This window comes from Sorangium sp. So ce185 (assembly GCF_051526825.1).
In the GTDB taxonomy this organism is placed as follows: Bacteria; Myxococcota_A; Polyangia; order Polyangiales; family Polyangiaceae; genus Sorangium; species Sorangium cellulosum_D.
Map to the genome: position 1 here is coordinate 10,117,111 of NZ_CP150316.1, position 26,396 is coordinate 10,143,506.

Consider the following 26,396-nt stretch of genomic DNA (forward strand, 5'->3'; position numbering starts at 1 on the left):
GTGGAGAGTTCGATCGAGCGCGCATCAGGCGGGCTCCATGCCCGCGTCGGGCAGGTCGCGCATGCGGACCAGCGGGGACAAGAGCAGCGGCAGGAGCGAGAGCAGCAGGCCGGCGATGCCCATCCACAGCGCCGCGCGGACGCCGTACCGCTCGCCGAGCGCGCCGCCGAGGAGCGAGCCGAGAGGCATGGTGCCCCAGACCAGAAAACGCATGGTCGCGTTCATCCGGCCGAGCAGGCGCTCCGGCGTGATCGCCTGGCGAAAGCTGATCTGCGAGACGTTGTAGACGACGATGCCGATCGCCTCCACGAACGTGCCGGCCACGAAGAAGGCGAGCCTTATCCCAGGCTGCGTGAACGGGACGAGGAGCACGAACGGCTGAAACAGGAGCGGGCCGAGCCAGATGATCCGCGCCGAGCCGATGCGCCGGGTCATCGGCCCGACCACGGCCCCGCCGACGAGCCCGCCGACCGCGCCCGCGGCCAGGAGCGTCCCGTAGACCTCGGGCGAGAGCCCGAGCTCCCGGAGCAGGAACAACGCCTGCACCGCCAGCGCGGCCGAGAAGGCCAGGTTGGCGAGCGCGGAGCGCAGCGCGATCATGCGCAGGATCGGGTGCCCGATCACGAAGCGCACGCCCTCGCGGATCTCCCCCAGCAGCCCACGGGGGCGGTCGCGCGGCGGCGCCGGCTCGGCGGCGTCGATGCGGCCGAGCAGCAGCGCCGAGCACACGAAGCTCACCGCGTCGGCGACGATCGCGACGGGCGCCGAGAGCAGGTTGACCAGCCAGCCTCCGACGCTCGGCCCCGCGACCTGGGCGCCGGAATTGACGATCTCCAGCTTGCCATTGCCGTCCACGAGCCGATCCCGGTCGACCAGCGTGGGGACGTAGCTCTGGTAGGCGACATCGAAGAACACCCGGGCGACGCTCACCCCGAGCGCCACGACGTAGAGCTGCAGCAAGCTGAGCTTGCCGAGCCACCAGGCGACAGGGATCGAGCCGAGCAGCGCGGCGCGGATCAGATCGGTGCGAATCAGGATCGAGCGCCGGCGCATCCGGTCCACCCACACCCCCGCCGGCAGCCCGATCAGCGCGAAGGCCGAGGTCTGGGCGGCGAACAGGAGGCCGACCTGGAAGGGCCCGGCGTCGAGCGCCAGGATCGCCACGAGCGGCAGCGCGACCAGCGTGATCTGCGTGCCTACCTGGCTGATCGTATCGGCGCCGAAGAGCAGCATGAAGTTCCTGTGGCGGAACAGGCTCGGCCCCGCCGGCGCCCCGGCCCGCGTCACGACGGCCCGCGTCACGACGGCCCGCGTCACGACGGCCTCACGCGCTCCGCGGGCAGCTCGAGCGCCCGGGTCTGGTCCCCCACGCGCGAGCGCAGCGTCACGGTCGGCGCGCGGCGCGCATCCAAGGTGACCTGCACGGTCCGCTCCATCGTCCAGCCGGCGAAGCGGAACTCGCCGCCTCCGACGTGCACGAGCGAGAACGCAGGCTCGCCGTCGAGCAGCAGCACGAGCCGATCGCCGCGGACGTCGATCGTGGCCCGCCGCGCGCGCGGCGCCGTGAGGAACGCGCCGTCCGGCTCCTCGAACGACGGGAACGAGCTGGGCATCTGGAAGCTGCACCGGCAGGCGTCGCGCTCGGCGGGAGAGAGCGGCACGACGGGCGCCGCGAAGAGCGTGTTCGCCAGAGCGGCGGAGGTCTGGAACGCCGGGGGGAAGAGCGCCAAGAGCTCGCGCGTGGGCTGGCAGTCGATCACGAGGTGAATCCGCGTCACCGGATCGCTGTTGCGCACCACGTGCGGACGGGTGAAGTCGGCGTACCAGAGCTCACCCGGCGGCCAGCGGTGGGTCTCCTCCTGGATGGTGAGGATCGCGCCGGGCGTCGTGACGATCGGGACGTGCAGCCGGACGATTCCCCACGGCAGGCTGTGCTTCGTGTCGTTGTGCACCGGGCTCGCCGCGCCCGGGCCCAGCGACTGCAGCCGCACGCAGCGCAGCGGCGCCGGAATGCTGGCCAAGAGCTCGGCCAGGTACGGCGCCTCGCGCAGCCATCGCGTGTCGGCGAACTCCTCGAGCGAGGGGCCGCCTGGATCCGTCCGATCGGGGTCGCCCCCGATGCTGCGCAGCGGCAGCTTGCGCCAGTCGACGTCGGCGCCGCGGCTGACCCCTTCTCCGGTGAGGATGGTCGGCTTGGACCACTCCTTCGCGCGCAGCGCGCTGACGTCGGCGAGCATCCGCTCGACGTCGAAGCCGAGCGAGAGGCGCGCGGTCGCGGGCAGCACGGCCAGGATGGGCGAGAGCGGCCAGGGATCGAGCTCGCTCGCGCGCTCGTCGTGCGCCGGCGTGGTCATGGGTGCGGCGGTCGTGATCATGAGGCCTGCAAGGTGAGGGGTAGACGATCGGGATATCGAACCGTGGCGCGGCGCTGCCGGTGCACGGGACCCGCGAGGCGCAGCGGCGCGGGCAGCTGGAGCATGCTGCCGAGCAGCGCCTGCAGGACGATCCGCGCCAGCTGGGTCCCGGTACATGCGTGGGGTCCCCGGCCGAAGGCCAGGTGTCGATTCGGCCGGCGATCCAGCACGAGGTCGTCGGGCGCGGCGAACTGCTCGGGATCGCGGTTGGCCGCGCCGAACAGGAGGAGCACGACCTGGCCACGCTCGATCCGGGTCTCGTCGATCGTGGTCGCCTCCAGGCAGATGCGGCTCGTGCCCTGGATGGGCCCGTCATAGCGCATGAGCTCGTCGACGCCGGTCTCGAGCAGGCGGAGGTCGCGCAGGCGCTCGAGCGCGTCGGGGTGCCGGAACGTGGCCAGCACCATGTTGGCGGCCGCCGACACGGTGGTGCTGAAGCCGGCGAGGAACATCACCCGCACCGTGCTCCACACCGCGGCCTCCGGGACACCGGCGCTGTGCCGCTCGTCCAGGACCTGCGCGAGCAATCCGGGCCTGAGCCCGCCGCCGGCCCACGATCTCATGAGATCGTTCATCTGCCCCCGGGCCGCCACCGCCGGCCCGATCGCCTCGGGGACGAGCGCGGCGTCCATGGCGCGCTCGACCGCGTCGGACAGCGCCACGATCGACGCGATCGCGGGCGGCTCGATGCCGAGCAGCCGGGACATCGCGGAGAGCGCGAGCGGGCGCGCGACATCCGCGGTGAAGTCGAACGAGGGCGCGTCGGCGAGGCGCGCGAACGCCGCGGCCGCCTCCTCGGCGACGAGCTCGCCGAGCCCGGACATCGCCTGATCGCGCAGCGCGCCGGCAAACAGGTCGCGGACCGGCGTGTGCTCGGGAGGATCGAGCCCCTGCAAGCTGGGGTGCTCCGCGCCGGGAGGCGCCACCTGACCGGCGCGTCGCGCGTCGCTGGCGAACCTGGCCGGATCGCGCAGCACGGCGATACAGTCCTTGTAACGAGTCAGGACCCAGGAGTCGAGCCGCTCGTGCCACAGCACCGGGCACGACGAGCGCAGGCGTGCGTAGATCGGGTATGGGTCTGCGACGGCTTCGGGAGACAGCGGATCATAGTCGCTCGGGCTGCGGCGCATCGGGTCCTCTCGCGTCTTTCGCTCTCATGAAAAGCAAGAGGGGCCAGGCCGCTTCTCGGCCTGGCCCCTCGCCGTGCGGATCACCAGCAGTACTTCACGGGAGCCTCCTTTTGGAGAGATGTTGTAGCCGCGAACGCAATCGAAGGTATGCGACGACATGACAGCCGTCAAGACAACCTCATGTCGATTTGCTGCCATAGCAATGTACCGGTAAGCGAGCGCGAGCAGCGGAATCAGCCTATGACAACGTCGCCATGGACACACGGAATCCAGCTATTTTCACCGCCATGCACACCTAGTTAATTTAGGTTATGCACTGTTAAGTTGTGTTGCGCGTATGCCCGAGCCGTAAGATTCCTCAGCTCAGCGGAGGCTCGATTCATCGCGTAGGGCTCCGGCGACGATCATGCCAATCGTCACGAACACAGGTCTCACATGTAGCTCTGGAGCGGCGTTCGGACGAGAGGGCATGAGGCGCCAAGACGCCGAGAGCGCCAACTGAGAAGACGCTCGGACGAGAAGAGGAGCAATCACCGAGACGTCAACGAGAGAAGATGCGCCAAGACGATGAGCAGAGGTCGTGGCGATCGAAGACCACGATCGGGTGGAGGTCGCCGTCGCCCGCGCGCGCCACCGTCCCGACGGTGGTCTGCGCCTCGTCGGCGATCGCCTCGATGCGCCGGAGCATCTCCGGCAGGAGCGGCAGCGGCACCGCGACGTGGTCGACGAGCACCGTGCCGAGCCGCTCGAGCGCCGTGAGCGGGAGGCGGCGCGCCGTGAGCAGCGACCGCGGGACCGCGGAACGCGAGGCGCTGCCCCCGCGCGCCGCGCCTCACGGGCAGGGGGCTCCCCGGGGGCGCGGGCCGGCCGGGCGAGCTCGTGCCGTCCGACACGCACGATCGCACCAGGCGCGCGCACTTCGGCGCTTGACTACGGCGGCGCCGGTTGATACTCCTCCGCCGCCTCGACGGAGACAGCCCTCCGGCGGTGGCTCGGCGCAGCTCGGGATCTTCTCCGAGCGGCCCCGATGAGGGTGCTCTCCAGCTCCCTCCGTTTCTGTGCCCGACGTTTGCGGGAGTAACTCAGTGGTAGAGTGCAACCTTGCCAAGGTTGACGTCGCGGGTTCAAATCCCGTCTCCCGCTCCACGATCTCGACGTCCTAGACGCTGCGGCGCCAAGCAGGCGCCGCGCAGCGCACCCCTTTAGCGCGTCATTCCGCCCCGGCGCCCAGCGCGAGGAGGGCGAAGCTGGCGAGCCAGTGCTCGCCCATGTAATCGCCGGCCACGTGCGGCAGGCTGGCGTCCAGGTGCCGCTCGGCCGCGTCGAGCGCGCGGTCGCGGACCGGATCCCCTTCGGGCAGGGCCGCGGCGAGCGAGCGCCAGCAGAAGCCGCGGCTCAGGTTCAGCCCGTCGAGGTGGGCGATCTTGCCGTCGCCGCGGTCGCTGACCGTCGCCGGCGCGAACAGGGTCGCGGGCTCGCCCTCCGCCGCGCGCGGCAGGAACCGCGCGAACCAGCCGCGGAACTCCGGTCCGGGCAGGACCCGGCGCATGCACTCGGCCTCCATGAGGGCGGGCGAGAGGAAATCGTCCTGCGAGGGCTCCCACGCCTGGCAGTCCGCGTCGCGGCCGTACCACGCCCGCGCGGACTCGGCGCAGCGCCCCGCGAGCCGCTCATCGCCCTTCACGGCGGCGTACTCCAGCGCGAGCGCGAGGGCGAAGGCGCTGTTCGTGTGCGCGCCGGCGCGGACCGGGTACGTGGCCCGGGGCAGGTACTCGAGGAGCCGCTCGGCGAACGCGTCGCCGAGCGGGGCCAGCGCGGCCGACCACCGCCGGCCATCGTCGGTGCCGTAGCGCGCGAGCTCGGCGGCGAGCAGGAGCAGCCACGCCCACCCGTACGGCCGCTCGAAGCCGCGGCTCGCCGGCCGCCGGAGATAGTCGAGCTCGGCGGCGATCTTGTCGGCGGTGAGCTGCGCCTCCAGGTGCGCGCGGATCGCCGCCGCGCCGGGCGCGCCGGGGAAGAGGCGGTACACCCGCGCGAGGAGCCAGTGGCCATGCACGCACGAGTGCCAGTCGAAGCTGCCGTAGAAGATGGGGTGCAGATCGCGCGGGCGCTTCACGTCCTCGGGGCCGGACATGACGTGATCGAGCTTGTTCGGATACTCCCGCGTCACGTGCCCGAGCGCGATGGAGGCGAGACGCGAGGCGATGTCCGGTGTGAGCACGTGTGCCATGGATGGAACCTCAGCGCCGAAAGGCGAGCAGGTACATGAGGAGCGTGTTCCCAACCAAGAGGAGCAACGCGGTGGGGAGCTGGGCCTTGATCACGCCGTCGCGGTCGGGCAGCTCGAGCAGGGCCGCGGGCACGATGTTGAAGTTGGCGGCCATCGGGGTCATCAGCGTCCCGCAGAAGCCGGACAGCATGCCGATGGCGCTCATCACCGCCGGGTCGCCGCCGAGCCGGCGCACGATCAGGGGCAATCCCACGGCCGCGGTCATGACCGGAAAGGCGGCAAACGCGTTCCCCATGATCACCGTGAACACCGCCATGCCCACGGTATAGGCCGCCACCGCGGCGAGGCGGCCGCCGAGCGGGAGCGCGCTCCCGGCCAGCCCCCCGACCACGTCGCCGACGCCCGCGGCCGCGAACACGACCCCGAGCGCGGCCAGCATCTGGGGCAAGATCGCCGCCCAGCCCACGGTGTCGAGCAGGCGCCGGCCCTCCTGCAGCGGGGCGAGCAGCGGCGGGCGCAGCCACGCCACCGAGGTCGCGAGCGCCAGCACCACGCCGAGCGCCAGCGAGATCAGCGTGGCCTGGCCAGGGTGGAGCAAGGGAGATCCGTGGATCTCGACCCGCCGGAGGACGAGCGCGCCCAGGAGGGCGGTCGCCGGGATGATCAGCGCCGGGACGAAAAGGCGATCCCCGCGCTGCTCGGCGCTCGCGCGCCGCTCCGCGGGCGTCGTCGTGGCGGGGCGACCCTGGCCCAGGCCCCCGACGCCGGCCAGGAGGACGAGCGCGATCGCGAGGACGCCGTTCGCGAGATCCCCGAGGCGCGCGCCGAAGAGGAAGCTCGCCGCGAGGAGGCCCCAGAAGAGGGCGTTCTTCCAGCGCTTCGGGTTGTCCCGGTCGACCGCGCTCAGGGCGGACGCCGCCGCGAAGAACAGGCCCGCCGCGACGTAGCCGACGTCGAGGGTGATCACTCGCGCGCCTCCCCGCCGTCCGCGCGGGCGAGCTCGCGCCGGAGCCGCCGGTCGAGCAGGAGGAGCCGCGTCCCGTGGACCAGGAGCGCCAGGATCGCCGTGGGGATGGCCCAGACCGACAGCTGGAGCGGCTCGACGAGGATCCCGTTCTGCTCGAGGAACCCCTTGATGAGCAGGATCGACGCGATGGCGAGGAAGATGTCCTCGCCGAAGAACAGCGCCACGTTGTCGGCCGCCGCCGCCGCGGCGCGGATCCGGAAGCGCGCCGCGTCCGGCAGCGGCCCGTGCCGGTTCTCGGCGGCGGCCTCGGCCATGGGCGCGATCAGCGGCCGGACCATCTGCGCGTGGCCGCCCAGCGAGGTCAGGCCGAGGGCTGCGCTGAGCTGCCGTATCATGAAATACGCGAGCAGGAGGCGGCCGGTCGTGGCGGTCTTCACCCGCGAGACCAGCGCGCGCGCCCGCTCCTGGAGCCCGGAGCGCTCCAGGAGGCCGATGACCGGCAAGACCAGCCAGACGAGGCTGACATAGCGGTTGTCGTTGAAGGCCTTGCCCAGGGCGGAGATCCCCTGGACAAGGCTCATCCCGGCCGAGAGGCTGGTCACGACGGCGGCCGCGGCGACGACCAGCAGCGGATGGATCCGGACGACAAAGCCGACGACCACGACCGCGACCCCGAGGAGCGTGAGCATGCTTCTTCCCCCGTGTTGGTAGTGGTCAAATTTGAACATCAAGGCGGGAAGGCGGGAAGAAAACATGAATGATCTTCCCGCCTTCCCGCCTTCATGTGGACTCTCCCTGGGCAAAGTTGACCACTACCCCCGTGTTCGCGGGCAACGTCGCACGCGGGCGGCGGCATCGTCCATGTGGGCGTGCGGCGCGGCGCGCCCGGCCGCTCGTCCTTGACGTCGGCCGGCGCTTCGGATTGCCTGCCGCGAGGCGACGGATTCAGGGGTCGCTGACGATGTCGCGAGGGACCGGCCCCGCAGACTGCACGCGCAACGGAGGATCGGCGAAGTGGACCACCAGGCAAGCGAACAGCTCGTCATCTCGTCGGACAAATCGCGCCTCGATCGCACGCTGATCCACAGCGTCCTCGCCTCCGCGTACTGGAGCAAGGGCATCCCCCGGGACGTGGTCGAGAGGGCGATCGAGGGCTCGCTCTGCTTCGGCGCCTACAAGGCGGGCGCGCAGATCGGCTTCGCCCGGGTGATCACCGACCAGGCGACGTTCGCGTACCTGGCCGACGTGTTCATCGTCGAGGCGGAGCAGCGAAAGGGGTACGGCAAGGCGCTGATGGCCCACGTCAGCGAGGCCCTGGGCCGGCTCCGGCTGCGGCGGACGCTGCTCGCCACCGCGGATGCGCACGGGCTCTACCGGCAGTTCGGCTTCGCACCGCTCGAGAAGCCGGACAGGTTCATGGAGATCAACATCCCGGACATCTATCAGCAGGGCAAGACGGGGACGTCGTAGCCGCGGCGCGCTGCGCTGCCACGGGATGGGGCCGCGTCGGAGAGGGGATCCGCCGCGGCCGCCCCCGTCACAGCCCCAGGCGCCGCAGCGGGAGCTCCCGCGCGCGCGTCTTCGTCAGGGCGAACACCGCGTTCGCGATCGCGGGCGCCACCGGCGGCACCCCGGGCTCCCCGACGCCGCCGGGCGGCGCGTCGCTCTTCACGATCTCCACGTGGATGCGCTGCGGCACCTCCGTGCTCCGCACCACCGGGTAGTCGCGGAAGTTCGTCTGCTCGACCGCCCCGCCCTTCACCGTGATGGCGCCGTGGAGCGCGATGCTCATCCCGAAGACGACCGCGCCCTCCATCTGCGAGCGCACGCGATCCAGGTTGACGACCGTGCCGGGGTCGGCGACGAGCCACACCTCGTCGACCTGCACCTTGCCGAGCGCGTCCTTCGACACCGCGGCGACCACCGCCACGTAGGTGAGGAAGCTCCGGTGCGCGGCGAGGCCCACCGCGCGGCCCGCCTTGCGCGCCGCGGCCCACCCCGAGATCTCCGTCACGCGCTCGATGACGTGCCGCAGCCGGCCCACGTCGACCGGGTGCTGCTCGATCGGCGCCCCGTAGTTCGGGACCTTCTGCACCCCCAGCTCGGCCGGCGACGCCTGCCGGGCCGGGCCGAGCACCTCGAGCAGCACCTCGCGCGGATCGGCCTGCCGCGCGTGGGCGATCTCGTCGATGAAGCTCTGCACCGCGAAGGCGTGGAAGATGTTGCAGACCGACCGGAGCCACCCGATCCGGACGTGCGCCGGCGCGTCGCACGCCTCGGCGCGGACGTTCGGGGACGCGAGCGCGAGGTCGAGCACGCCGAGGCCGAGCTCGTTCTCGCTCGGGGTCTTCACCTTCCCGTCGAACGTCGATGGGATCGGCGGAAACGCCGTCCGGTGCAGCCAGGCGCTCACCTTGCCGTCCGCGTCGAGCCCCGCCTTGAGGTACTGCGCGCTCACGCTGTGGAAATACCCGCTCTGCACGTCGTCCTCGCGGGTCCACTGCACCCGCACCGGCGCGCCCATGGCGCGCGCGAGCAGCGCCGCCTCGGCGCAGTAGTCCGGCTTCGACTTCCGGCCGAAGCCGCCGCCGAGGAACGTCACGTGCACCGCGACCTTGTCCTCGCCGACGCCGAGCGCCCGCGCCACCTCGGTCCGCGCCGCCTGCGGGTTCTGCGTCGGCGCCCACACCTCGCAGCCGTTCGCGTCGACCCGCGCCACCGCCGACGGCGGCTCCATCGCCGCGTGCGCCAGGTGCGGCACGTAGTACTCGGCCTCGATCGTGCGCGCCGCCTTCGCGAACGCCCCGTCCACGTCGCCGACCTTGCGCACCACCTTGCCCGGCGCCCGCACCGCGGCCGAGAGCGCCTGGCGATAGCTCCCCGAGTCGTACGCCGCGTTCGCGCCGTGATCCCACTCGATCTGCAGCGCCGCGCGGCCGCGCATCGCGGCCCACGTCGTGTCCGCCACGACCGCGACCCCGCCGAGCGGCTGGAACCCGACCGCGCCGCCCGTCGGGCCCGGCAGCTCCACGAGCTTCTTCACGCCCGGGACGGCCAGCGCCCGCGCTCCGTCGTACCGCGCCACCTTGCCCCCCACGACCGGCGGGCGCGCGATGACCGCGGTGAGCATGCCCGGCAGGCGTACGTCCGCGCCGAACTGCGCGGCGCCCGTCACGATGGCCGGCCCGTCGAGCAGCGGGAGCGGGCCGCCGACGCGCTTCAGCTCGGCGACGGGGCGGAGCGCGACGGTCTTCGCGTCGGGCACCGGGAGCTTCGCCGCGTCGGCCACGAGCTCGCGGAAGTCGAGCGAGCGCTTCGACTTCGCGTGGTGGACGGCGTGCTGCTCGGCCACGCACTCGGCGGCGGGCACGCGCCACTTCTTCGCCGCGGCCGCGACCAGCATGGCGCGCGCCGTCGCGCCCACGCGCCGCATCGGCTCGTAGCCGTTGCGCACGCTGCGCGAGCCGTCGGTGTTCTGATCGCCGTAGGCCTTGTCGCCGTCGCCCTGCACGATCTTCACCCGCGCCATGTCGGCGCCGAGCTCGTCGGCGACGAGGACCGGCAGCGAGCTGCGGATCCCCTGCCCCATCTCCGACCGGTGGCAGACGATCGACACCGTGCCGTCGGTCGCGATGTAGAGGAACACGCCGGTCCGGAGCCCCGGTTCTTGCGGCAGCGTGGAAGGAGCCGGCGGCGGCGGCGCGGCCTCGGCGTCGCCCTCGGCGAGCCCGAGCGCGAGCCCGCCCATCGCGAGCCCGAGCCCCGCGAGGAAGGAGCGGCGGAGGAGGACGACGCGTTGCTGTTCCATCTTCACTCCGTGGGCAGGCCGGCGGCCTTGCGGACCGCGGCGCGGATGCGCGTGTACGTGCCGCACCGGCAGATGTTGCCGGCGAGCGACTTGTCGATGTCCTCGTTCGAGGGGCGCGGGTTCTTCCGCAAGAGCGCGGCCGCGCTCATGATCTGCCCCGCCTGGCAGAAGCCGCACTGCGGGACGCCGAGCTCCACCCACGCGCGCTGCAGCGGGTGATCGCCGGCCGGGCTCAGCCCCTCGATGGTCGTCACCGATCCGCCGGCGGCGCGCTTCACCGGCGTCACGCAGGCGCGCACGGTCTCGCCGTCGATGTGCACCACGCACGCCCCGCAGAGCGCCTGGCCGCAACCGTACTTGGTCCCCGTGAGGCCGAGCACGTCGCGCAGCACCCAGAGCAGCGGCATCTCCGGATCCACGTCGAGCTTCTGCTCGGCGCCGTTCACCTTCAGGATGATCATGGTCGGGACTCCTCGGGCGGGCACGCGGCGCCCGCCTTCACCCACGCATCGATGAGCGCGCCGAAGGCCGCCTGCGAGCCGGGCGCCTTCGTGCGGCCGTGCCCGGGCGCCCACCCCCACGCGACGAGCTCGTCGTGCGCGGCGTGCTCGACGATCTGCGCGAGCGTCTTCTTGCCGTTGCGCGCCGGATCCTTGATCTGGGCGCAGATCGCCGCGGGCGAGCGGCCGAGCCAGGCCATCTCGGCCGGCGCGAGGTGCCAGCCCGGCGCCCCCGGCACGCGGGCGAAGTCGAGGTTCTGCACCTGGTGGCACGACGTGCACTCCAGCGCCGCGAGCCCGCGATCCGCCGGGCCGCGCTCGACGGGCGGGCTGTGGCGCTCGCCGGCGTCGCCCTGGCGCGGGACGCCGTCGTGCGGGTGGCAGTTCACGCAGCGCGGATGGAGCAGCACCTTGCTCGCCTCGAGGAAGAGCGAGGCCGCGCGCGCGTCGTCGTCCCGGATCGACGCGAACGCCTCCGGGCTGCGGAGCTCGCCCGGGGGCACGGGCGGGAGTTGGACCGGCTTGGGCGCCTCCGCGGGAGGGGCATCGCACGCCGCGGCGAGGAGGCCGACGCCCGCCAGGAAGCAGAGGAAGAGAGGCTGCATCGCTGCGCGTAGACTGCTTGCTTCGTCCGCGCGACACAAGCCCTGATCGACGGCCACGCTCGCGAGATCGCGCGAGCTCTGCCGGCCGTCGCTCGCCCGCTCGCCCGCTCGATTGGCGCCGCGCGAGCGCGGTTGTCTCGACACTCCCCGGCTCCGGGGCGCGCGCCCCGGAGCGGCTTCGTGTCGGCAACGGCACAGATACGTTGCGCGTCATCATCCATCCGGCAACGCCGAGCTCGAACATGCGCCCGATCGCGTCGCTCTCGACATCACACCTCGGGCGGCCGCGCCCGCGCGGCGCGCCGACGACCTGCGCCGACCGCGACGGCGCGCGGTCGCCCGGAGCGCACGGCGGGCGACATCGCGAGTCCAGTCGGCGTGACGGGCCGATCGGCGCGGCGGCTCCCGGCGATGTGGCGCAGCCCGCAAGGCGCGATGCGCGCGACCGTATTGACGTGGAGCGCCGCGAGGCGCGCCCACTTCGGTAACCTCGCCTGTAGCGAACTGTCACGAGGGCTCTGTGCGGCGCGGCCTCGCGCCACGATGCGCCACGCCGACTCCAGCCCATGTCCTTGGAACCGTTCAATCGAGACGCTGGCTCGCCGCATGCAAGCCCCCTCCGGCATGAGCAAGACGGTAGGAATGGGTGAGGCCACACAGCCATCGCCGTGCCTGATCGCCCCAGCTGAGGCAAGGTGCCACACCGCGCCGTCGAGCTCGGACCGCGCGCCTCTGCCGGGGATGCAGGTGGGCGCGCAGCTGCGGCTCCTCCGCGCGCTCGGCCAAGGCGGGATGGGGAGCGTCTGGCTCGCCGAGCACGTCGGGCTCAAGACGCAGGTCGCGGTCAAATTCCTCCGCGATATCTACGCCGATCACCCGCTCGCCGTCACCCGGCTCCGGCGCGAGGCGGAGGCCGCCGCCCGGATCCAGAGCCCGCACGTGGTGCGGGTGTTCGACCTGGGGTTCACCGATCAGGGAGTCCCCTACATCGTCATGGAGCACCTCGAAGGCGAGACGCTCCACGACCTCGTCGAGCGCCGCGGGCGGCTCTCGCTCGACGAGACGGCGACGATCCTGCGCCAGACGTGCGCCGCGCTGGCCAAGGCGCACGAGGCCGGCATCGTCCACCGCGACGTCAAGCCCGAGAACATCTTCCTCGTGGCGGGCGAGAGCGAGCCGTTCGTGAAGGTGCTCGACTTCGGCATCGCCAAGAACACCGCCGAGGAGGCCGAGCGGCTCACGGTCACGGGCGCCATCATGGGGACGCCGCACTTCATGTCGCCGGAGCAGATGGCGGGCGGCGCCAAGGTCGGGCCGCACAGCGACCTCTGGGCGCTCGGCGTCGTGGCCTACTTCTGCCTGACCGGACAGACCCCGTTCGGCGGGGCCACCATCGCCGCGGTGGCGGTCGCGATCGACCGCGGGCCGCCCCCGCCGCCGTCCCGCCTCGTCCCGGGCCTGCCGCCCGCGATCGACGCCTGGGTCCTCTCGCTGCTCGAGGCGGACCCGGCGCGCCGCGTCCAGAGCGCCCGCGCCGTCCTCGAGGCGCTGGACGCCGCCGTCGCCGCCCCGCGCGACGCGCGGCCCGCCCCGACCGAGATGATGCCCCCGCGCGACTCGCTCGCGTCGGGCGAAGGGTTCTCGTCCCTCGTGACCACGCTGATGCCGTTCGGCACGCTCGGCGCCATCTCGCCGCGGCAGCGGTCGCGGGCGCGCACCTGGGCCGTGGCGGCGGCCGCCGTGATGGGGGTGAGCACCCTGGCGTGGGCCGGCGTCACCCGGACGGCACCTGCGTCGGCGGCGCACCTCGCGTCGCTCACGATGCTCGGCGCCGGGACTTCGGCGCACGCCGCCCCCGCCGCCGAGCCCGCGGCCCAGTGCGCGACGAGCGCGCCGCAGCCCGAGGCCCCGGCCAGCGCCCCGCGCCCCGCGGCCAGCGCGCCGCAGCCCGACGTCCAGCCGGCGGCCGAGGCCCCGACCGCGGCGCCGGCCGCGCGCAAGGCGCCGGTCGCCGCGCAGGCGCGCGCGGCGTCCGGCGAGCCGCCGGCCAAGAAGGTCGCGACGCGAAGCCGCGCGCGGCGCGATCTCGGATTCTGACGGGGGAAATCCATGCACTCCCGGCCCACGACCCTGATGATGATCGCCGGCCTGCTGATCGCGGCCTCCCCCGCGCTCGCCGGCGAGAACGCGGGCGCCGCCGGCGGCGAGGCCGGCGACAAGGCGCGGACCGAGGCCCGGGAGCTCGTGTACGCGGGCGACGAGCTCTTCGCCCAGAAGCGCTACGCGGAGGCGCTCCGCGCCTACCAGCGCGCCGAGCGCCTGGTCTGCGTGCCCACGACCTCCATCGAGGTCGCGAAGACGCTCACCGCGATCGGGCGGCTCAGCGAGGCGCGCGAGCTCGCGTCGACGATCGCCTCGTCGCGCGCGACCCCCGGAGAGCCCTGGCCGTTCACGCAGGCGCGGCGCCGCGCCGACGCCCTGCGCAGCGAGCTCGATCAGCGCATCCCCCGGCTGAAGGTGAGGCTCACGCCGAGCCCGGCCGGCGCCAGGCTCAAGGTCGACGGGCAAGAGGTGAAGGTCTCCGCGGAGGGGTCGCCGATCGACCCGGGCAACCACTGGGTCGAGGTCGAGGCCGACGGCTACGTCGGCGCCCGGCAGCGGGTCTACGTCCCGGAGCGGGAGGTCACGACGCTGGACGTCGCCCTCACCCCGGAGCGTTCCTCGGGCAAGGCCTCGGCGTGGGCCATCGGCGGGTTCATCGCCTCGGGCGCCGGGCTCGCGGTGGGGCTCGGCGCGGGCGCGGCTTACCTGGGCGCGCGGAGCGACCTCGAGGACGCGTGCCGGCAGGGCACCGCGCGCTGCTCCGACGGCGCGCGAGGCAGCGCGAACGCGCTGGGCTGGGTCTCGAACGTGGGGTTCGGCCTCGCCATCGCCGGCGCGGCCGTCGGGGGCGTCGCCCTCGGGCTGGAGAGCGCGCGGGCGCCGGCCTCGAACGTCACCTGGGCCGTCGGCCCGGGCTACGTCGGCGTGCGGGGGACATTGTGAAGGCGCGCTCCGCGATCGCCTGCGCGCTCGCCGCGTGGCTCGCCGGCTGCCAGGTCATCGCCCCGCTGCCCGGCGAAGGCGGCGAGGGCGGCACCCTCGCGACCGACGGCGGCAGCGTGGAGACCGACGCCGACGCCGGCGATGCCGGCGACGCGGGCCAGGACAGCGGGCCCCCGCCGGCGGCCACGCCGCCGCCGCCCACGCCGCCGCCGCCGCAGCAGCAGATCGGCCCCTGCGAGATCGACGAATGCTCAACGCACTGCGTCAACTCCATGGATCGGTGCGAGCTCGCGCCGCAGTATCCGTCGGTCGAGGCGTGCTGCACCGTGTGCGAGGCGATGCCGTCGCCCGCGGGCTATGCCGCGTGCCGGCCGGTGGAGACGGGCGATCCCGCCGGCTGCACCGACGCCGGGCCGCTCGGCCCGGACGGCGCCGACGGGTGCGCCGGGCGGTGCGAGGCGCTCTGCACGCTCTACGCGGCCCTCTGCCCGCTGCGGGTGCCGGATCTCGAGAGCTGCACGGTCATGTGCTCGCTCTGGCCGGCGCCGGCCGTGTTCAACGCGTGCAGCCGGCTGCGCGCCGAGGGCTCGCTCGAGTGCCGGATGCAGCTGATCTTCGCCGCGCTCGACGAGGACCTGGACGAGAAGAAGCGCGACGAGCTGTGCCGCGACATCGTCCAAGGCCGTTGCCGCGATCCGAAGTGCGAGGACGGCGGCGACGACGAGGATTGACCGGTCGCGCGCGCGCCGGCGGAGGGGCGGCGCGCCCTCGGAGCCGCGCGCTTACCAAGGCGGCGCGGCGCCGCGCCCCGCGAGCGCACGGCTTCGACGGCGCGCCGCGGCGGGAGGTGCTACCCCCTCGCGCACCGTGAGCTCCCGCGTTCCGCACGAATCCTCCCCTGCGCCGGCCGCCCCCGGCGGCCAGACGTCACCGCCGCCCGCGTCCGCGAGCCCGGTCCGCTTTCCCGAGGAGCTGCCCATCTCGGCGCGGGTGCTCGACATCGCCCGGGCCATCGAGGGGCACCCGGTGGTGATCGTCGCGGGCGAGACCGGCTCGGGCAAGACCACGCAGCTCCCCAAGATCTGCCTGGCCATGGGCCGCGGGCTCCACGCGCGGATCGGCGTGACGCAGCCGCGCCGCATCGCCGCCACCAGCGTCGCCGCCCGCGTCGCCAAGGAGCTCGGCGTCGAGCTGGGCAAGGAGGTCGGCTACAAGATCCGCTTCTCGGACAGGACGAGCCCGGCGACGTACGTCAAGTACATGACCGACGGCATCGTCCTCGCCGAGATCCAGGGCGATCCGCGGCTCTCGGACTACGACACGCTCATCATCGACGAGGCCCACGAGCGCAGCCTCAACATCGATTTCTTGCTCGGGTACCTCAAACGCCTCTTGCCGAGGCGGCCGGATCTCCGCGTCATCATCAGCTCCGCCACGCTCGAGACCGGCCGGTTCGCGGCCTATTTCGACGGCGCGCCCGTCATCGAGGTCTCCGGCCGCACGTATCCCGTGGAGGTCATCCACCGTCCCCCCGAGAGCGGCGAGCCGGAGATCGCCGACGCGGTCGCGAGCACGGTCGAGGAGATCACCGAGATCGACCCGCGCGGGGATATCCTCGTCTTCCTCCCGGGCGAGCGGGAGATCCATGACACGATGGCCGAGCTCGAGCGCCACGGCCTGCCGCACACGACGCTCTTGCCGCTCTACGGGCGGCTCCCGCAGGGCGACCAGCAGCGCGTGTTCCAGTCGATCCCGGGGCGGCGGATCGTGCTCGCGACCAACGTGGCGGAGACGTCGCTCACCATTCCAGGCATCGTGTATGTGGTCGACGCGGGGCTCGCCCGCGTCAACCGATATAGCCCCCGCACGGGCGTCACCCAGCTCCAGATCGAGCCCATCTCGCGCGCGAGCGCCGATCAGCGCAAGGGGCGCGCGGGCCGCGTGCAGAGCGGCGTCTGCTTCCGGCTCTACGCCGAGCAGGACTATCAGGCGCGGCCTGCGTACACCGATCCGGAGATCCTGCGCGTCGGCCTCTCGGGCGTGATCCTGCAGATGAAGGCGCTCGGGCTCGGGGCCATCGAGGATTTCCCGTTCCTCGACCCGCCGTCGAAGCGCGCCGTGGACGAGGGGTATCGGGTCCTCGAGGAGATCGGCGCGCTCGACGAGTCGGGCGCGCTCACGGACATCGGCCGGAAGCTCGCGCGGCTGCCGCTCGATCCGCGGCTCGGCCGGATGGTCCTGGGCGGCGAGCGCGAGGGGGCGCTCGCCGAGGTGCTGATCATCGCCGCCGCGCTCGGGGTGCAGGATCCGCGGGAGCGGCCGCTCTCCGCGCAGAAGCAGGCCGACGACGCGCACCGGAAGTTCAAGGACGAGACGTCGGACTTCGTGGGACTGCTGAAGCTGTGGAGCTTCTACCAGGACGCGCAGGGCCGGCTGACGCAGAACCAGCTCCGGAAGGCGTGCCGCGATCATTTCGTGTCGTACCTCCGCATGCGCGAGTGGGCCGACGTGCACCGGCAGCTCAGCCGCATCACGAAGGAGATGGGCTTCTCGCCGAACGGCGCGCCCGCGAAGGGCGACGCCATCCACCGCGCGCTCCTGCCCGGCCTGCTCAGCCGTATCGGCATGTGGAACCAGGAGAACCGGGTGTATCTCGGCGCAAGGCAGACGCGCTTTCAGCTCCACCCGTCCTCGGGCCTCGCGAAGAAGCCGCCCGCGTGGATCATGGCCGCCGAGCTGGTCGAGACATCGCAGCTCTTCGCCCGGATGGCGGCGGCCCTCGATCCCGCGTGGATCGAGGCCGCGGCCGGGCCGCTCTGCAAGCGCAGCTACGGCGATCCTCACTGGGCCGCGAAGCCGGCGGCGGTGATGGCCAAGGAGCAGGTGACGCTCTACGGGCTGCCGATCGCGCGGGACCGCAGGGTCGATTACGGGACGATCGATCCGAAGGCCGCGCGCCCGATCTTCCTCCTCCACGCGCTGGTCCGGCAGGAATACACGACGCGCGGGGCGTTCATGGAGGCGAACCGCCGGCTGTTCGAGGAGGTGAGCCGGCTGCGCGACAAGGCGCGGAGGAGCGAGATGCTGGCCGACGAGCACGCGCTCGAGCTCTTCTTCGACCGCCGCGTGCCCGAGGGGGTGTACAGCGGAAAGACGTTCGAGGCGTGGCGGAAGGAGGCCGAGGAGAAGGACCCGCGGGTGCTTCACCTGTCGCTCGCCGACGTCCTGCTCGACGAGGCCGCGGAGCTCACGCCCGAGCGCTTCCCCGACGCGCTCGACCTCTACGGCGCGACCGTGCCGCTCTCGTACCGCTTCGATCCTGGCGAGGACGACGACGGCATCTCGCTGTCGCTGCCGCTGGTGCTCCTGCCGCAGGCCGATCCGGACGAGCTCGAGTGGATGATCCCCGGGTGGCACGCCGAGAAGATCGCCCTGCTGCTCGAGACGCTGCCGAAGTCGCTCCGCAAGGCGCTGGTCCCGCTCCGGGAGGTCGCCCGGGAGATCGCGGCGGATCTCCGGCCGTTCCAGGGCCCGATGCGGCCGGCGCTCGCGTCCGCCGTCGAGGATCGCACCGGCGAGCGCGTGCCTGCGGACGCGTTCCGGCCCGACGATCTCCCGCCGTACCTGCGCTTCTATTTCCGCGTGCTCGGCGAGGATGGCCGGGTGATCGGCGAGGGGCGCGACCTGCGGGAGCTCAAGGAGCGGCTGTCCGGCCGGGCGCGCGAGGCCTGGGCGAGGGTCGGCAAGGCGGGTCTGGAGCGGGACGGGCTGACGTCGTTCGGGGTCGACGCGCTGCCCGAGCGCGTGCAGGTCGACGCCGGGGGGCAGAAGGTGTTCGGCTATCCGGCGCTGATCGACAACGAGGCGTCGGTCTCGGTGCGCGTGCTCGCGTCGAGGGCGGCGGCCGCCGAGGCGACGCGCGCCGGGCTGCGGCGGCTCGTGCTGCTGCAGATGGGGGGCAAGATGAGCCAGCTCGAGCAGCCGCTGCGCAGCGCCGTGGCCGTGAGCGGGCTCGGCGCCAAGGTGGCCCCGGGCGAGCCGGGCCTGGCCCGGCAGATCGCGCTGCGCGCGCTCGACGAGGCGTTCCAGCTCGGCGATCCCGCGGCGTTCCCGAGGACGCGGGCCGCGTTCCAGGCGCGCCTGGACGAGGGCCGGCGGTCGCTGCAGGGCGTGCTGGGGAGGCTCTCGGGGATGGCGCGCGAGATCGGGGTCGAGCTCGATCGCGTGCAGTCGATGCTCCGATCGATGGCGGGGAAGCCGGGCTCGCCGCGGCAGGCGCTCGACGACGCGCGCACGCAGGTCGATTTCCTGCTGCCGGTCGGGCTGTTCGCGCGCGCCCCGCTCGACCGGCTCGCGCACCTGCCGCGCTACCTGCGCGCCGTCCAAATCCGGCTCGAGCGGCTGCCGAACGGGCCGCAGAAGGACCAGGCCAAGGCCGCGCAGGTGCTGCCGTTCTGGCAGGATTACCTCAAGCATCAGCAGGCGCTCCTCAACAAGGGGGTTCCCGCGGAAGAGCTGGAGTCGTTCCGCTGGCTGATCGAGGAGCTGCGGGTGTCGCTGTTCGCGCCCGAGCTGAAGGCGGCTGTCCCGGTGTCGACGCAGCGGCTGTCGGAGCAGTGGAAGCGGCTGCTGGGATAGCCGGGGGCGTGGCTGCGAATCGAAGCATTACGTCGAAGCGTCCCCAATTGCCACCGATCCAGTGTTTTTGGGGATCTCCTGCAAGCTCCCCTCGGCGTGATCTGTTTTTGGTATGTAGCTGCTGGTGAACATCACGCCGTCGCGAGCGCTCGTTCGATCGCTGCTCTCCCTGGCGCTGGTCCTCGTGCCTTTGGCCGCTGGCGCGGACGCCCCCCCGAGCGGCCCCAAGGCTCGACTCCAGCGCTCGGCCGACCGGGCCGTGGCGGAGGGTCAGCTCGCGGAGGCGCGGGACCTGTGGTTGCAGCTGTGGCAACTCGAACCGTCGGAGAAGGCGGCGTGCAACGTCGGGCAGCTCTCGTTCCGGATCGGGGACATGCCCAGAGCGGCCGAGTTTCTCACGGCGTGTCTGGAGAGGACGCCGGCCCCGGCGGACGCCGGCGCGCGTGAGCGATACCAGAGCCGAGCGCTGGATCTCGCGCGGGCGAAGCAGGCGGTCGGCGCGTTGACCTTCGCCGTGCCCCGGGGCGCCGAGCTGTCGGTCGACGGCCGGCCCGTTGGGCGGGCGCCGCTCGGGCGCGCGGTGTTCGTCGCGCCCGGCGCGCACCGCGTCCGGGCGGCGCTCGGCGAGGCGGCGCAGGAGACCACCGTGGAGGTGCGCGCGGGGGACGCGCGCCAGGTCGTCCTGGATCCCGCCGCGCCGGCGGACACCGGAGCGGCAGCGGCGCGCCCGCCGGCGCCGCGCGCGCCGGGCGCGGCGGCGCCGCGTCCACCGGCGCCGCGCGCGCCGGCGCGGGCCGAGCCGGGCGCGGGGCCCGCGCCGGGGCTCGTCCTGCTGGGCACCGTCGCGTCCGCCGGGTGCGTCACGCTCGGCGCGGTGCTGCTCGCGCGGTCGGGCGAGCACGAGCGCAGGTTCGACGACCTGCTCGAGCGCAACCACGGAGGCTACCGGATCGCCGGCCTCGAGCTCCAGCGCGCGCAGCGCGCCTACAGCGCGATGGAGCTCGCCGAGGAGCGCGCCGCGGTCGCGCTGACGGCCGGCGCGCTCCTGGCCACGGCGACGCTGATCTACGCCTTTTACCCCCGGAGCACCCCGAGGAGCCGCGGCCCGAGGTTGACCGCGGTGGGGACGCGGCTCCACCTGGAGGCGGCGTGGTAGATGGGTCTGGGCTGGGATACCGGATCGTCGAGCGGCTGGAGGGCCTCGGCCGTGTGGACGTCTATGCCGCCGTCGATCGCGACGGCCGGGACGCGCTGCTCTACCTGAGCGAGGCGGTGCCCGGCGGGTTCCGCGACGGTCTCGAGCGGCTGCGCGCCGTGAGCCGGCGCATCGAGGAGGTCCCGCTGGTCCTCGACGGCGGCCTCGGGGGCTCGTTCTGCTGGGCGGCGACGGAGCGGTGCGACGGCGGGTCGCTGCGCGCCCTCCTCGAGGAGCGCCCCGGGAGCATCACGCCGCCGTGGGCGCTCTCTCAGGTCGCCGAGGTCGCCGAGGTCCTGAAGACCACGCACGCCGCGGGGATCTTTCATGGGGACCTCCGCCCGGAGCGCGTGATCCTGCTCGACGACGGCTCCTTCAAGCTCACCGGCCTGGGTCTCGCGCAGCTCTTCGGTCTGAGCGCGGCGGACGCGGCGACGGCGCCGGCCTACCGGGCGCCCGAGCAGCTCGCGGAGCCCGCGGTCCTGGACGAGCGGACCGACGTCCACGCGCTGGGCCTCGTGCTCTACGAGCTGATCGGGCTGCGCCGGCCGTTCGCGGAGCGAGCGCCGGAGGAGCTCGTCCGCTGCATCCTGAACACCACGCCGCTGCCGCTCGAGACCTTCGTCCCCTTGCCGCCGCTGGTCGCGGGCGTCGTGAGGCGCGCGACCGAGAGGCCCCCGGAGGCGCGGTACCGCGACATGGCGGAGCTCATCGCGGCGCTGCACGGCGCGCTCGAGGGCTGGTGTCGCTGGCAAGGCGAGGTCGACCGGGGGGCCGGCGCCGGGGTGCGCCGCGCGTCGACGGCGTCGCGCGGCGGGGGGTCGCAGCGTCCGGCGCCGCTGTCCGACGGGTTGGCGCGGCCCTCGGGTGCGGCAGGCCCGAGGTCTGGGGGCGCGACGCCGCAGGACCGGCGGCCCGAGCCGCAGAGCGAGGAGGTGACGGAGCGGCCGCGCGACGTTTCCTCCTCGATCTCGACGGGGTCTGCGTCTGCGCCCGGCGCGCAGGTGAACAGGCCACCTTCGCCTCCCGGGAGGCGGGCTCGGATTGCGCTCACGGTGGGAGCAGGCGGCCTGGTCCTCGCGGCGGCTGCGGCAGCGCTCCTCGGACGGCTCCATCTCGGCTCGCCGCCTGCGGCGCGCCCGCCGGCCGTCGCGCGGCTCCCGCGCGTCCTCGTGCTGGCTGCGCGCGCCGCGCCGGCTCCCGGGGAGCTGGACGCTGTCCCGAGGAAACGCCCCCTCCGCCCGAGGCCCGCGCTCGGGGCGAGCCCGGAGCCCACGGCCCCCGCGACCGCGGCGGCGCCGGCGCCTGCTCCGCCGGAGCCGAAGGAGCCGGTGCCGCCGTGCAACGCGGACTGGTACGAGTGCGGGGCAAGCTGGCCCGACGCGCATTCCAGCACGTTCCGTTGACGCCCTCGACATTTCCAGCCTTTAGCAGGGCTTTCTGTCGATTTCTTACGCGCTTCTGCGACTCCGGTGCTGTATAGGAGGAGCCGTGTAGAGGGCAGTCCGCGACCCTCGCTGGTCTCTGTGCCGGCGAGCGATGGGTTGCGCCCGGAGGCTCTGTTCGCATGAATACGCTATTTCGCCGCGTGGTGCTCGCCGCGCCGGTGCTCGCTGGCGCCGCGTGGTTCGTGGGCTCTTGTGCCGGGGATTCTCCTTCTCTGGGAGGCTACTGCGAGGACGACGCCGACTGTCATACAGAGTACCAGGACATCCCCGGAGCGACCTGCGTCGGCGATCGTTGCCAGTGCGTCGATCCGGACAAACACATCTGTTGCACTCCCAGCGAGGCGGCGGATCCGGATTGCCCTCTGTCGTGCAGGCCGTGCGCGGAGTGCGCTCCGGGAACGGCGGCATGCGAGCCTGATGGCGGCGTCGACGCTGGCTGCAAGAGCGACGCGGAGTGCCCTGGGCCGCCGAGCCGCGCGTGCGGGGCCGGGCGGTGCGTCGAGGGCGCGTGCACCGTGGAGATCCACCCCGGGCCGGTCGCCTCGCAGCGAAAGGGAAATTGCCGGCGGGTCGAGTGCACGGTCACGGGCGAGCTCATCGAGCTCGAGGACCCGTCCGACGTCTACGACGACGGCGAGCAGTGTACGTACGATAGCTGTGGCGAGGGCGGGCCGGTCAACAAGCCGCTGACAGAAGGCGCTGAGTGTCCGGACGAGCAGCAGAGGATGTGCCATGTGGGCACGTGCGTGGCGTGCTTCGATGGCGACGTGACCATGAACGACTGCCCCAACAACCTGGCTTGCTCCGGCGTGGTCTGTGTGCCGTCCCATTGCACGAACAACGTCGTCGATGTCGCGCTCGGGGAGACCGCGAGGGACTGCGGCGGTCCGTGCCGCCCTTGCACTACCGGTGAAGCCTGCGGGACGAGAGCAGATTGCGAGGACAAGGTGTGCGACGGCGGTCGCTGCGCTGCGCCGACGTGCGAGGACGGCGCGCAGAACGGGGATGAGACGGGGGTCGACTGCGGGGTGTTCCCCTGCCAGCCCTGCGCGGCGGGTCAAGGCTGCAGGACGGGCGCGAGCTGCGAGAGCGGCGTCTGCTGGGCGGGCGAGTGCCAGGAGGCCTCGTGCGCCGACGGCGTGATGAACGCCGGCGAGACCGGCGTGGATTGCGGCGGAGGCTGCGCGCCCTGCGGGTGAGCCGCCGATCTCGCCGCGCCCATCCACGGCGCCACCATCAGGGGCTGAGCCTCGCGGGGAGGGGCGACTCAAAGGAGGGAGGACACATTTCCCGGGTCAGTGATGAAATCAACCAGCGCCCGCACCCGAGCGGGAACATGGGCTCTCGAAGGCATCACCAGATAGAGCGGCAGCGCAGGGACTCGATGGATGGAGGACAGCCTCGCCAGGGAGCCGGATTTCACCTCCTCGGCGCACAGGCTCTCCGGCAGCAGGGCGATCCCGCGCCCTTGCAGCGCAAAGGTCTTTGCAAGCTCGAAATTGCGCGTGGAGAGCGGGGCCGGCTGCAGGCTTGAACGAGCGCGCTTCCGCAGGCGCTGCGCAGGGTCGTAGATCGCATGCTCGTGCAGGTGGACGAGCGTCTTCCCAACGCGCCGCGTCTTGATGTACTCGGGGCTGGCATGAAAGGCTAGTCCGCCCTCGCCGAGCTTGCGCGCCACGACGCCCAGGGTGCCGGGGGAGCCGCCACGCAGGGCGAGGTCGATGTTGTGGGCCACCAGGTTCAAGAGCTCGTCGCTGACCACGGTCTCGACTCGGATCCCGGGATGCCGCTCGATGAACGCGCCGAGCAAACGTGCCAATACCGGCTTGGACATGTCGAGTGGCACCGTGAGCCGTATCGTGCCGGCGAGCTCGTTCGACCGCGTGAGCTGGCTCTCGGCTTTCGTGAGCACGTCGATGGCTGCTTCGCACTGCTCCATGTAGGAGCGGCCCTCGTCCGTCAGCGTGACGCGGCGGGTGGTTCGATGTAGCAGGCGGACGCTCAAGCGTGCTTCCAGGGCGCGCACCCGCGCGCTCACCGTGGATCGCGGCAAAGATAGGTGCTGGCTTGCCGCGGCGAAGCTGCCCGATCGTGCGACCTCGATGAACGCCTGGATCTGCGGGAGGCTGATCATTGAACAAGTTTTTTAGTCAGTCTCGGCGAGATTGTCCATCTCGTCTGCCCCCACTGCAGGCGCTACGCTTTGCCCGTCATCACCACGGAGCAGGCGAATGGATTCTACTCGGCGCAATTTTCTCTGGGCTCTTTCGCTGCTGACGCTGCAAGGCTGCGCGCTGCCGCCTGACCGCACCTCCGCGGCCCGGTCGAGCGAACCTGGGCAAGAGCCCGTGCTCCACGTCACGTGGGTCGGGGGGCCGACGATGGCGATCTCGTTCGGCGATCTGACCATCCTGACGGATCCGGTGCTGGGAGAGAGCTTCTCGATGGGCGACCCCAACGAGCCCGTGGACTACCGGAAGGTCGTGCAGCACCATCGGTCGACGCCGTTCAGCGGCATCGACCCCAAGGTAGCGGACCTCGTTCTGCTCAGCCATGCCCATGAAGACCATTTCGATCAGCAGGCGTGGGCTGATCTTGATCGTTCGCTGCCTATCCTGCTGCCGATGGCCGACGTGAGGACGGTGACCGCCAAAGGGTTCAGGCGCGTGGAGGGTATGCAGTGGGGAGACACGCGGAGGCTGGCTGCTGGCGCAGGGCGCGCAGTGATCATCACCGCCATGCCCGCGCACCATTCGAGCGAGCCGAAGATTGCCGAGGCTCTCGGCAAGGGAAACGGATACTGGGTCGAGCTGACCGAAGGCAGCTGGCGGCGAGCGATCTACTGGACGGGCGATTCGATGCCGACCGAGGACGTGATCGCTGCAGCCCGGTCGCGGGGTAGACCGGATCTGCTGGTACCCCATGTCGGTGGGGTGGGCGCGACCGGGCCTTTCGGGCTCATCAGCATGCGGGCGTCGGACGTGGTCGCGCTCGCCCGGGCCGTTCAGCCGCGACACGTGCTGCCCATTCACCATTCGACCTACGAGTTCTACCGCGAGCCGATCAGCGAGCTTGCCGCGCGCAGCGAAGGCGAGGCGTACCGGCTCGATTCGATCGCCGCCGGGTCGACGGTCGTGTACCGGTAGGCGGCCTCCGGAAGAGGGCGGGCTCAGGCCGCCTCTGCATCTCGGCCGCGATCGAGGTACCGGCGCCCCCGGGGCGCGCAGGGCGGAGAAAACGCCGCGGGCGCGCTTGACAGGGCGGGCCCTCGTGTACATTACCATTGGTAACTTACCAACGGTAAGTTGTTCACGCCCGGTGGATCGGGCGGAGAGGAGCTCATCCATCATGACGAACATGGCGAAGGGCACGAGGGAATCCGTTCTCATCGTCGGAGGGTCCGGCGTCGTCGGCTCTCGGACCGCGAGGACGCTGCGCGCGCTGTACCCCGACCTGCCGATCGCGATCGGCGGGAGAGATCTCGCGAAGGCCGCGGCGGTCGCGGAGCAGGTCGGCCGCGCGCGCCCCGTCCGCGTGGACCTCGAGAGGCCCGATCTCGGGCAGCCGGCGGGCGAAGCGTACGGCGCGGTGCTCATGTTCGTGAAGGACGAACGGATGAACGCGCTCCGCTTCGCGCAGGAGAACGGCGCGGCCTACGTCGACATCTCTACGGTGGCGTTCGAGATCGCGCCCGAGGTCGCGCTCCACGCGCAGCGCCCGAGGAGCGCGCCCGTCCTGCTCGCGAGCCACTGGCTCGCCGGCTCGGCCACGTTGCCGACCCTCCATTTCGCGAAGGGCTACGCGCGCGTCGAGAGCGTCGCGATCGGCGTGGTCCTCGACGAGCAGGACGTGGGCGGCCCCGCCGCGTACGCCGACTTCGAGCGCCAGACCAGGGCCGGGATGAACGGGCTCCTCCTGAAGGACGGCCGGTGGATCTGGGTGGCTGGAGAGGAGGGCTCACGATCGTTCGTGACCGTCGACGGCACCGAGGTGAAGGGCCAGATCTACCCGGTGCTCGATCCCATGAGCATCGCCGCGGCGACTGACGCGCGCTCGATCCGGTTCGATCTCGTGCTCGGGGAGACGGCCAGCCGCCGGCGAGGCGAGCCGTTCTCGACCGAGATCGTGATCGAGCTCGAGGGGGTGAAGAAGGACGGCGCGCGAGGGCGTTCGCGTCACGAGCTCGTGCACCCGGAGGGCCAGGCGCCGATGACCGCCGTCGGCGTCGCCGTGGCCGTGGAGCGGCTGCTCGGGCTCGCTGGCGGCGAGCGCGTGGCCCCAGGCCTCTACCATCCGAACGCGCTGATCGACCCCGAGCACATGCTCGACCGCCTCGCCGCGTTCGGCACGCGAATCCGCAGCGCGTGACCCGGCGCGCCCGCCGGTAGCACTTTGCCGGAGCCCTCCGGGGCGCTT

The 26,396-nt window shown here is 72.4% G+C and carries 20 protein-coding genes, 1 tRNA gene and 1 pseudogene; 11 read left to right on the forward strand and 11 right to left on the reverse strand.

Annotation, left to right across the window (positions count from 1 at the left end):
- Positions 1-24 precede the first annotated feature (24 nt).
- From WMF26_RS37180 to WMF26_RS37195, 4 genes and pseudogenes are all read right to left on the reverse strand, one after another.
- Complete coding sequence (locus WMF26_RS37180; RefSeq protein ID WP_437996584.1) at positions 25-1,317, reverse strand: MFS transporter; 1,293 nt, start codon at positions 1,315-1,317, stop codon at positions 25-27.
- Positions 1,314-2,375, reverse strand: coding sequence for an aspartyl/asparaginyl beta-hydroxylase domain-containing protein (locus WMF26_RS37185; RefSeq protein ID WP_437950863.1), 1,062 nt, complete (start codon positions 2,373-2,375; stop codon positions 1,314-1,316). The genes WMF26_RS37180 and WMF26_RS37185 overlap by 4 nt, the downstream gene beginning before the upstream one ends.
- Positions 2,372-3,544 carry a cytochrome P450 gene (locus WMF26_RS37190; protein ID WP_437996585.1) on the reverse strand — a complete coding sequence of 391 codons (1,173 nt, stop codon included), beginning with the start codon at positions 3,542-3,544 and terminating at the stop codon, positions 2,372-2,374. Before WMF26_RS37190 ends, WMF26_RS37185 begins: the two co-directional genes overlap by 4 nt.
- A 541-nt stretch (positions 3,545-4,085) precedes the next feature.
- Positions 4,086-4,346 (reverse strand): annotated as a pseudogene (locus WMF26_RS37195) (FAD-linked oxidase C-terminal domain-containing protein); the annotation flags it as partial.
- Positions 4,347-4,615: 269 nt separating this feature from the next.
- Between WMF26_RS37195 and WMF26_RS37200 the strand changes: the two are divergent.
- Positions 4,616-4,690: transfer RNA gene (locus tag WMF26_RS37200), tRNA-Gly, on the forward strand.
- A gap of 64 nt (positions 4,691-4,754) precedes the next feature.
- Here WMF26_RS37200 and WMF26_RS37205 read toward each other — a convergent pair.
- From WMF26_RS37205 to WMF26_RS37215, 3 genes are read right to left on the reverse strand one after another with little or no spacing between them, the layout of a single operon-like run.
- The gene (locus WMF26_RS37205) at positions 4,755-5,774 is read right to left on the reverse strand and encodes a DUF2891 domain-containing protein (RefSeq protein ID WP_437996586.1); all 1,020 of its coding nucleotides are present in this window, start codon (positions 5,772-5,774) and stop codon (positions 4,755-4,757) included.
- A 10-nt stretch (positions 5,775-5,784) separates the two neighbouring features.
- A complete protein-coding gene (locus WMF26_RS37210) occupies positions 5,785-6,741 on the reverse strand; it encodes a DUF979 domain-containing protein (protein ID WP_437996587.1) in 957 nt (318 codons plus the stop codon).
- The gene (locus WMF26_RS37215) at positions 6,738-7,430 is read right to left on the reverse strand and encodes a DUF969 domain-containing protein (RefSeq protein ID WP_437950868.1); all 693 of its coding nucleotides are present in this window, start codon (positions 7,428-7,430) and stop codon (positions 6,738-6,740) included. The genes WMF26_RS37210 and WMF26_RS37215 overlap by 4 nt, the downstream gene beginning before the upstream one ends.
- A gap of 325 nt (positions 7,431-7,755) precedes the next feature.
- Here WMF26_RS37215 and WMF26_RS37220 point away from each other — a divergent pair, with 325 nt between their 5' ends.
- Positions 7,756-8,211, forward strand: coding sequence for a GNAT family N-acetyltransferase (locus WMF26_RS37220; protein ID WP_437996588.1), 456 nt, complete (start codon positions 7,756-7,758; stop codon positions 8,209-8,211).
- Between the two features lie 67 nt (positions 8,212-8,278).
- Here WMF26_RS37220 and WMF26_RS37225 read toward each other — a convergent pair whose 3' ends face one another.
- From WMF26_RS37225 to WMF26_RS37235, 3 genes are read right to left on the reverse strand one after another with little or no spacing between them, the layout of a single operon-like run.
- Entirely contained in the window at positions 8,279-10,549 is a 2,271-nt protein-coding gene (locus WMF26_RS37225) for a molybdopterin cofactor-binding domain-containing protein (RefSeq protein WP_437996589.1), read from the reverse strand.
- Positions 10,550-10,551: 2 nt separating this feature from the next.
- Complete coding sequence (locus WMF26_RS37230; RefSeq protein ID WP_020739441.1) at positions 10,552-11,010, reverse strand: (2Fe-2S)-binding protein; 459 nt, start codon at positions 11,008-11,010, stop codon at positions 10,552-10,554.
- Positions 11,007-11,654 (reverse strand): Isoquinoline 1-oxidoreductase subunit, encoded by a 648-nt coding sequence (locus tag WMF26_RS37235; RefSeq protein ID WP_437996590.1) that lies wholly within the window; start codon positions 11,652-11,654, stop codon positions 11,007-11,009. Before WMF26_RS37235 ends, WMF26_RS37230 begins: the two co-directional genes overlap by 4 nt.
- A 741-nt stretch (positions 11,655-12,395) precedes the next feature.
- Here WMF26_RS37235 and WMF26_RS37240 point away from each other — a divergent pair.
- From WMF26_RS37240 to WMF26_RS37270, 7 genes are all read left to right on the forward strand, one after another.
- A complete protein-coding gene (locus WMF26_RS37240; RefSeq protein ID WP_437996591.1) occupies positions 12,396-13,751 on the forward strand; it encodes a serine/threonine-protein kinase in 1,356 nt (451 codons plus the stop codon).
- Between the two features lie 12 nt (positions 13,752-13,763).
- Positions 13,764-14,699 carry a PEGA domain-containing protein gene (locus tag WMF26_RS37245; protein ID WP_437996592.1) on the forward strand — a complete coding sequence of 312 codons (936 nt, stop codon included), beginning with the start codon at positions 13,764-13,766 and terminating at the stop codon, positions 14,697-14,699.
- Positions 14,696-15,430, forward strand: a complete 735-nt coding sequence (locus tag WMF26_RS37250) for a hypothetical protein (protein ID WP_437996593.1) — start codon at positions 14,696-14,698, stop codon at positions 15,428-15,430. Before WMF26_RS37245 ends, WMF26_RS37250 begins: the two co-directional genes overlap by 4 nt.
- A gap of 136 nt (positions 15,431-15,566) precedes the next feature.
- A complete protein-coding gene (hrpA, locus tag WMF26_RS37255; RefSeq protein ID WP_437996594.1) occupies positions 15,567-19,337 on the forward strand; it encodes an ATP-dependent RNA helicase HrpA in 3,771 nt (1,256 codons plus the stop codon).
- 124 nt (positions 19,338-19,461) lie between these two features.
- Complete coding sequence (locus tag WMF26_RS37260; RefSeq protein WP_437996595.1) at positions 19,462-20,493, forward strand: hypothetical protein; 1,032 nt, start codon at positions 19,462-19,464, stop codon at positions 20,491-20,493.
- Positions 20,487-21,938, forward strand: a complete 1,452-nt coding sequence (locus WMF26_RS37265; RefSeq protein ID WP_437996596.1) for a serine/threonine-protein kinase — start codon at positions 20,487-20,489, stop codon at positions 21,936-21,938. Before WMF26_RS37260 ends, WMF26_RS37265 begins: the two co-directional genes overlap by 7 nt.
- A gap of 161 nt (positions 21,939-22,099) precedes the next feature.
- On the forward strand, positions 22,100-23,179 hold the full coding sequence (locus tag WMF26_RS37270) for a hypothetical protein (protein WP_437996597.1): 1,080 nt from the start codon (positions 22,100-22,102) through the stop codon (positions 23,177-23,179).
- 68 nt (positions 23,180-23,247) lie between these two features.
- Here WMF26_RS37270 and WMF26_RS37275 read toward each other — a convergent pair whose 3' ends face one another.
- Positions 23,248-24,114 carry a LysR family transcriptional regulator gene (locus WMF26_RS37275; RefSeq protein ID WP_437996598.1) on the reverse strand — a complete coding sequence of 289 codons (867 nt, stop codon included), beginning with the start codon at positions 24,112-24,114 and terminating at the stop codon, positions 23,248-23,250.
- A gap of 97 nt (positions 24,115-24,211) precedes the next feature.
- Here WMF26_RS37275 and WMF26_RS37280 point away from each other — a divergent pair, with 97 nt between their 5' ends.
- Together WMF26_RS37280 and WMF26_RS37285 are read left to right on the forward strand one after the other, a co-directional pair.
- The gene (locus tag WMF26_RS37280) at positions 24,212-25,126 is read left to right on the forward strand and encodes an MBL fold metallo-hydrolase (RefSeq protein ID WP_437996599.1); all 915 of its coding nucleotides are present in this window, start codon (positions 24,212-24,214) and stop codon (positions 25,124-25,126) included.
- 202 nt (positions 25,127-25,328) lie between these two features.
- Positions 25,329-26,348 carry a saccharopine dehydrogenase NADP-binding domain-containing protein gene (locus WMF26_RS37285; protein WP_437332982.1) on the forward strand — a complete coding sequence of 340 codons (1,020 nt, stop codon included), beginning with the start codon at positions 25,329-25,331 and terminating at the stop codon, positions 26,346-26,348.
- Positions 26,349-26,396 lie beyond the last annotated feature (48 nt).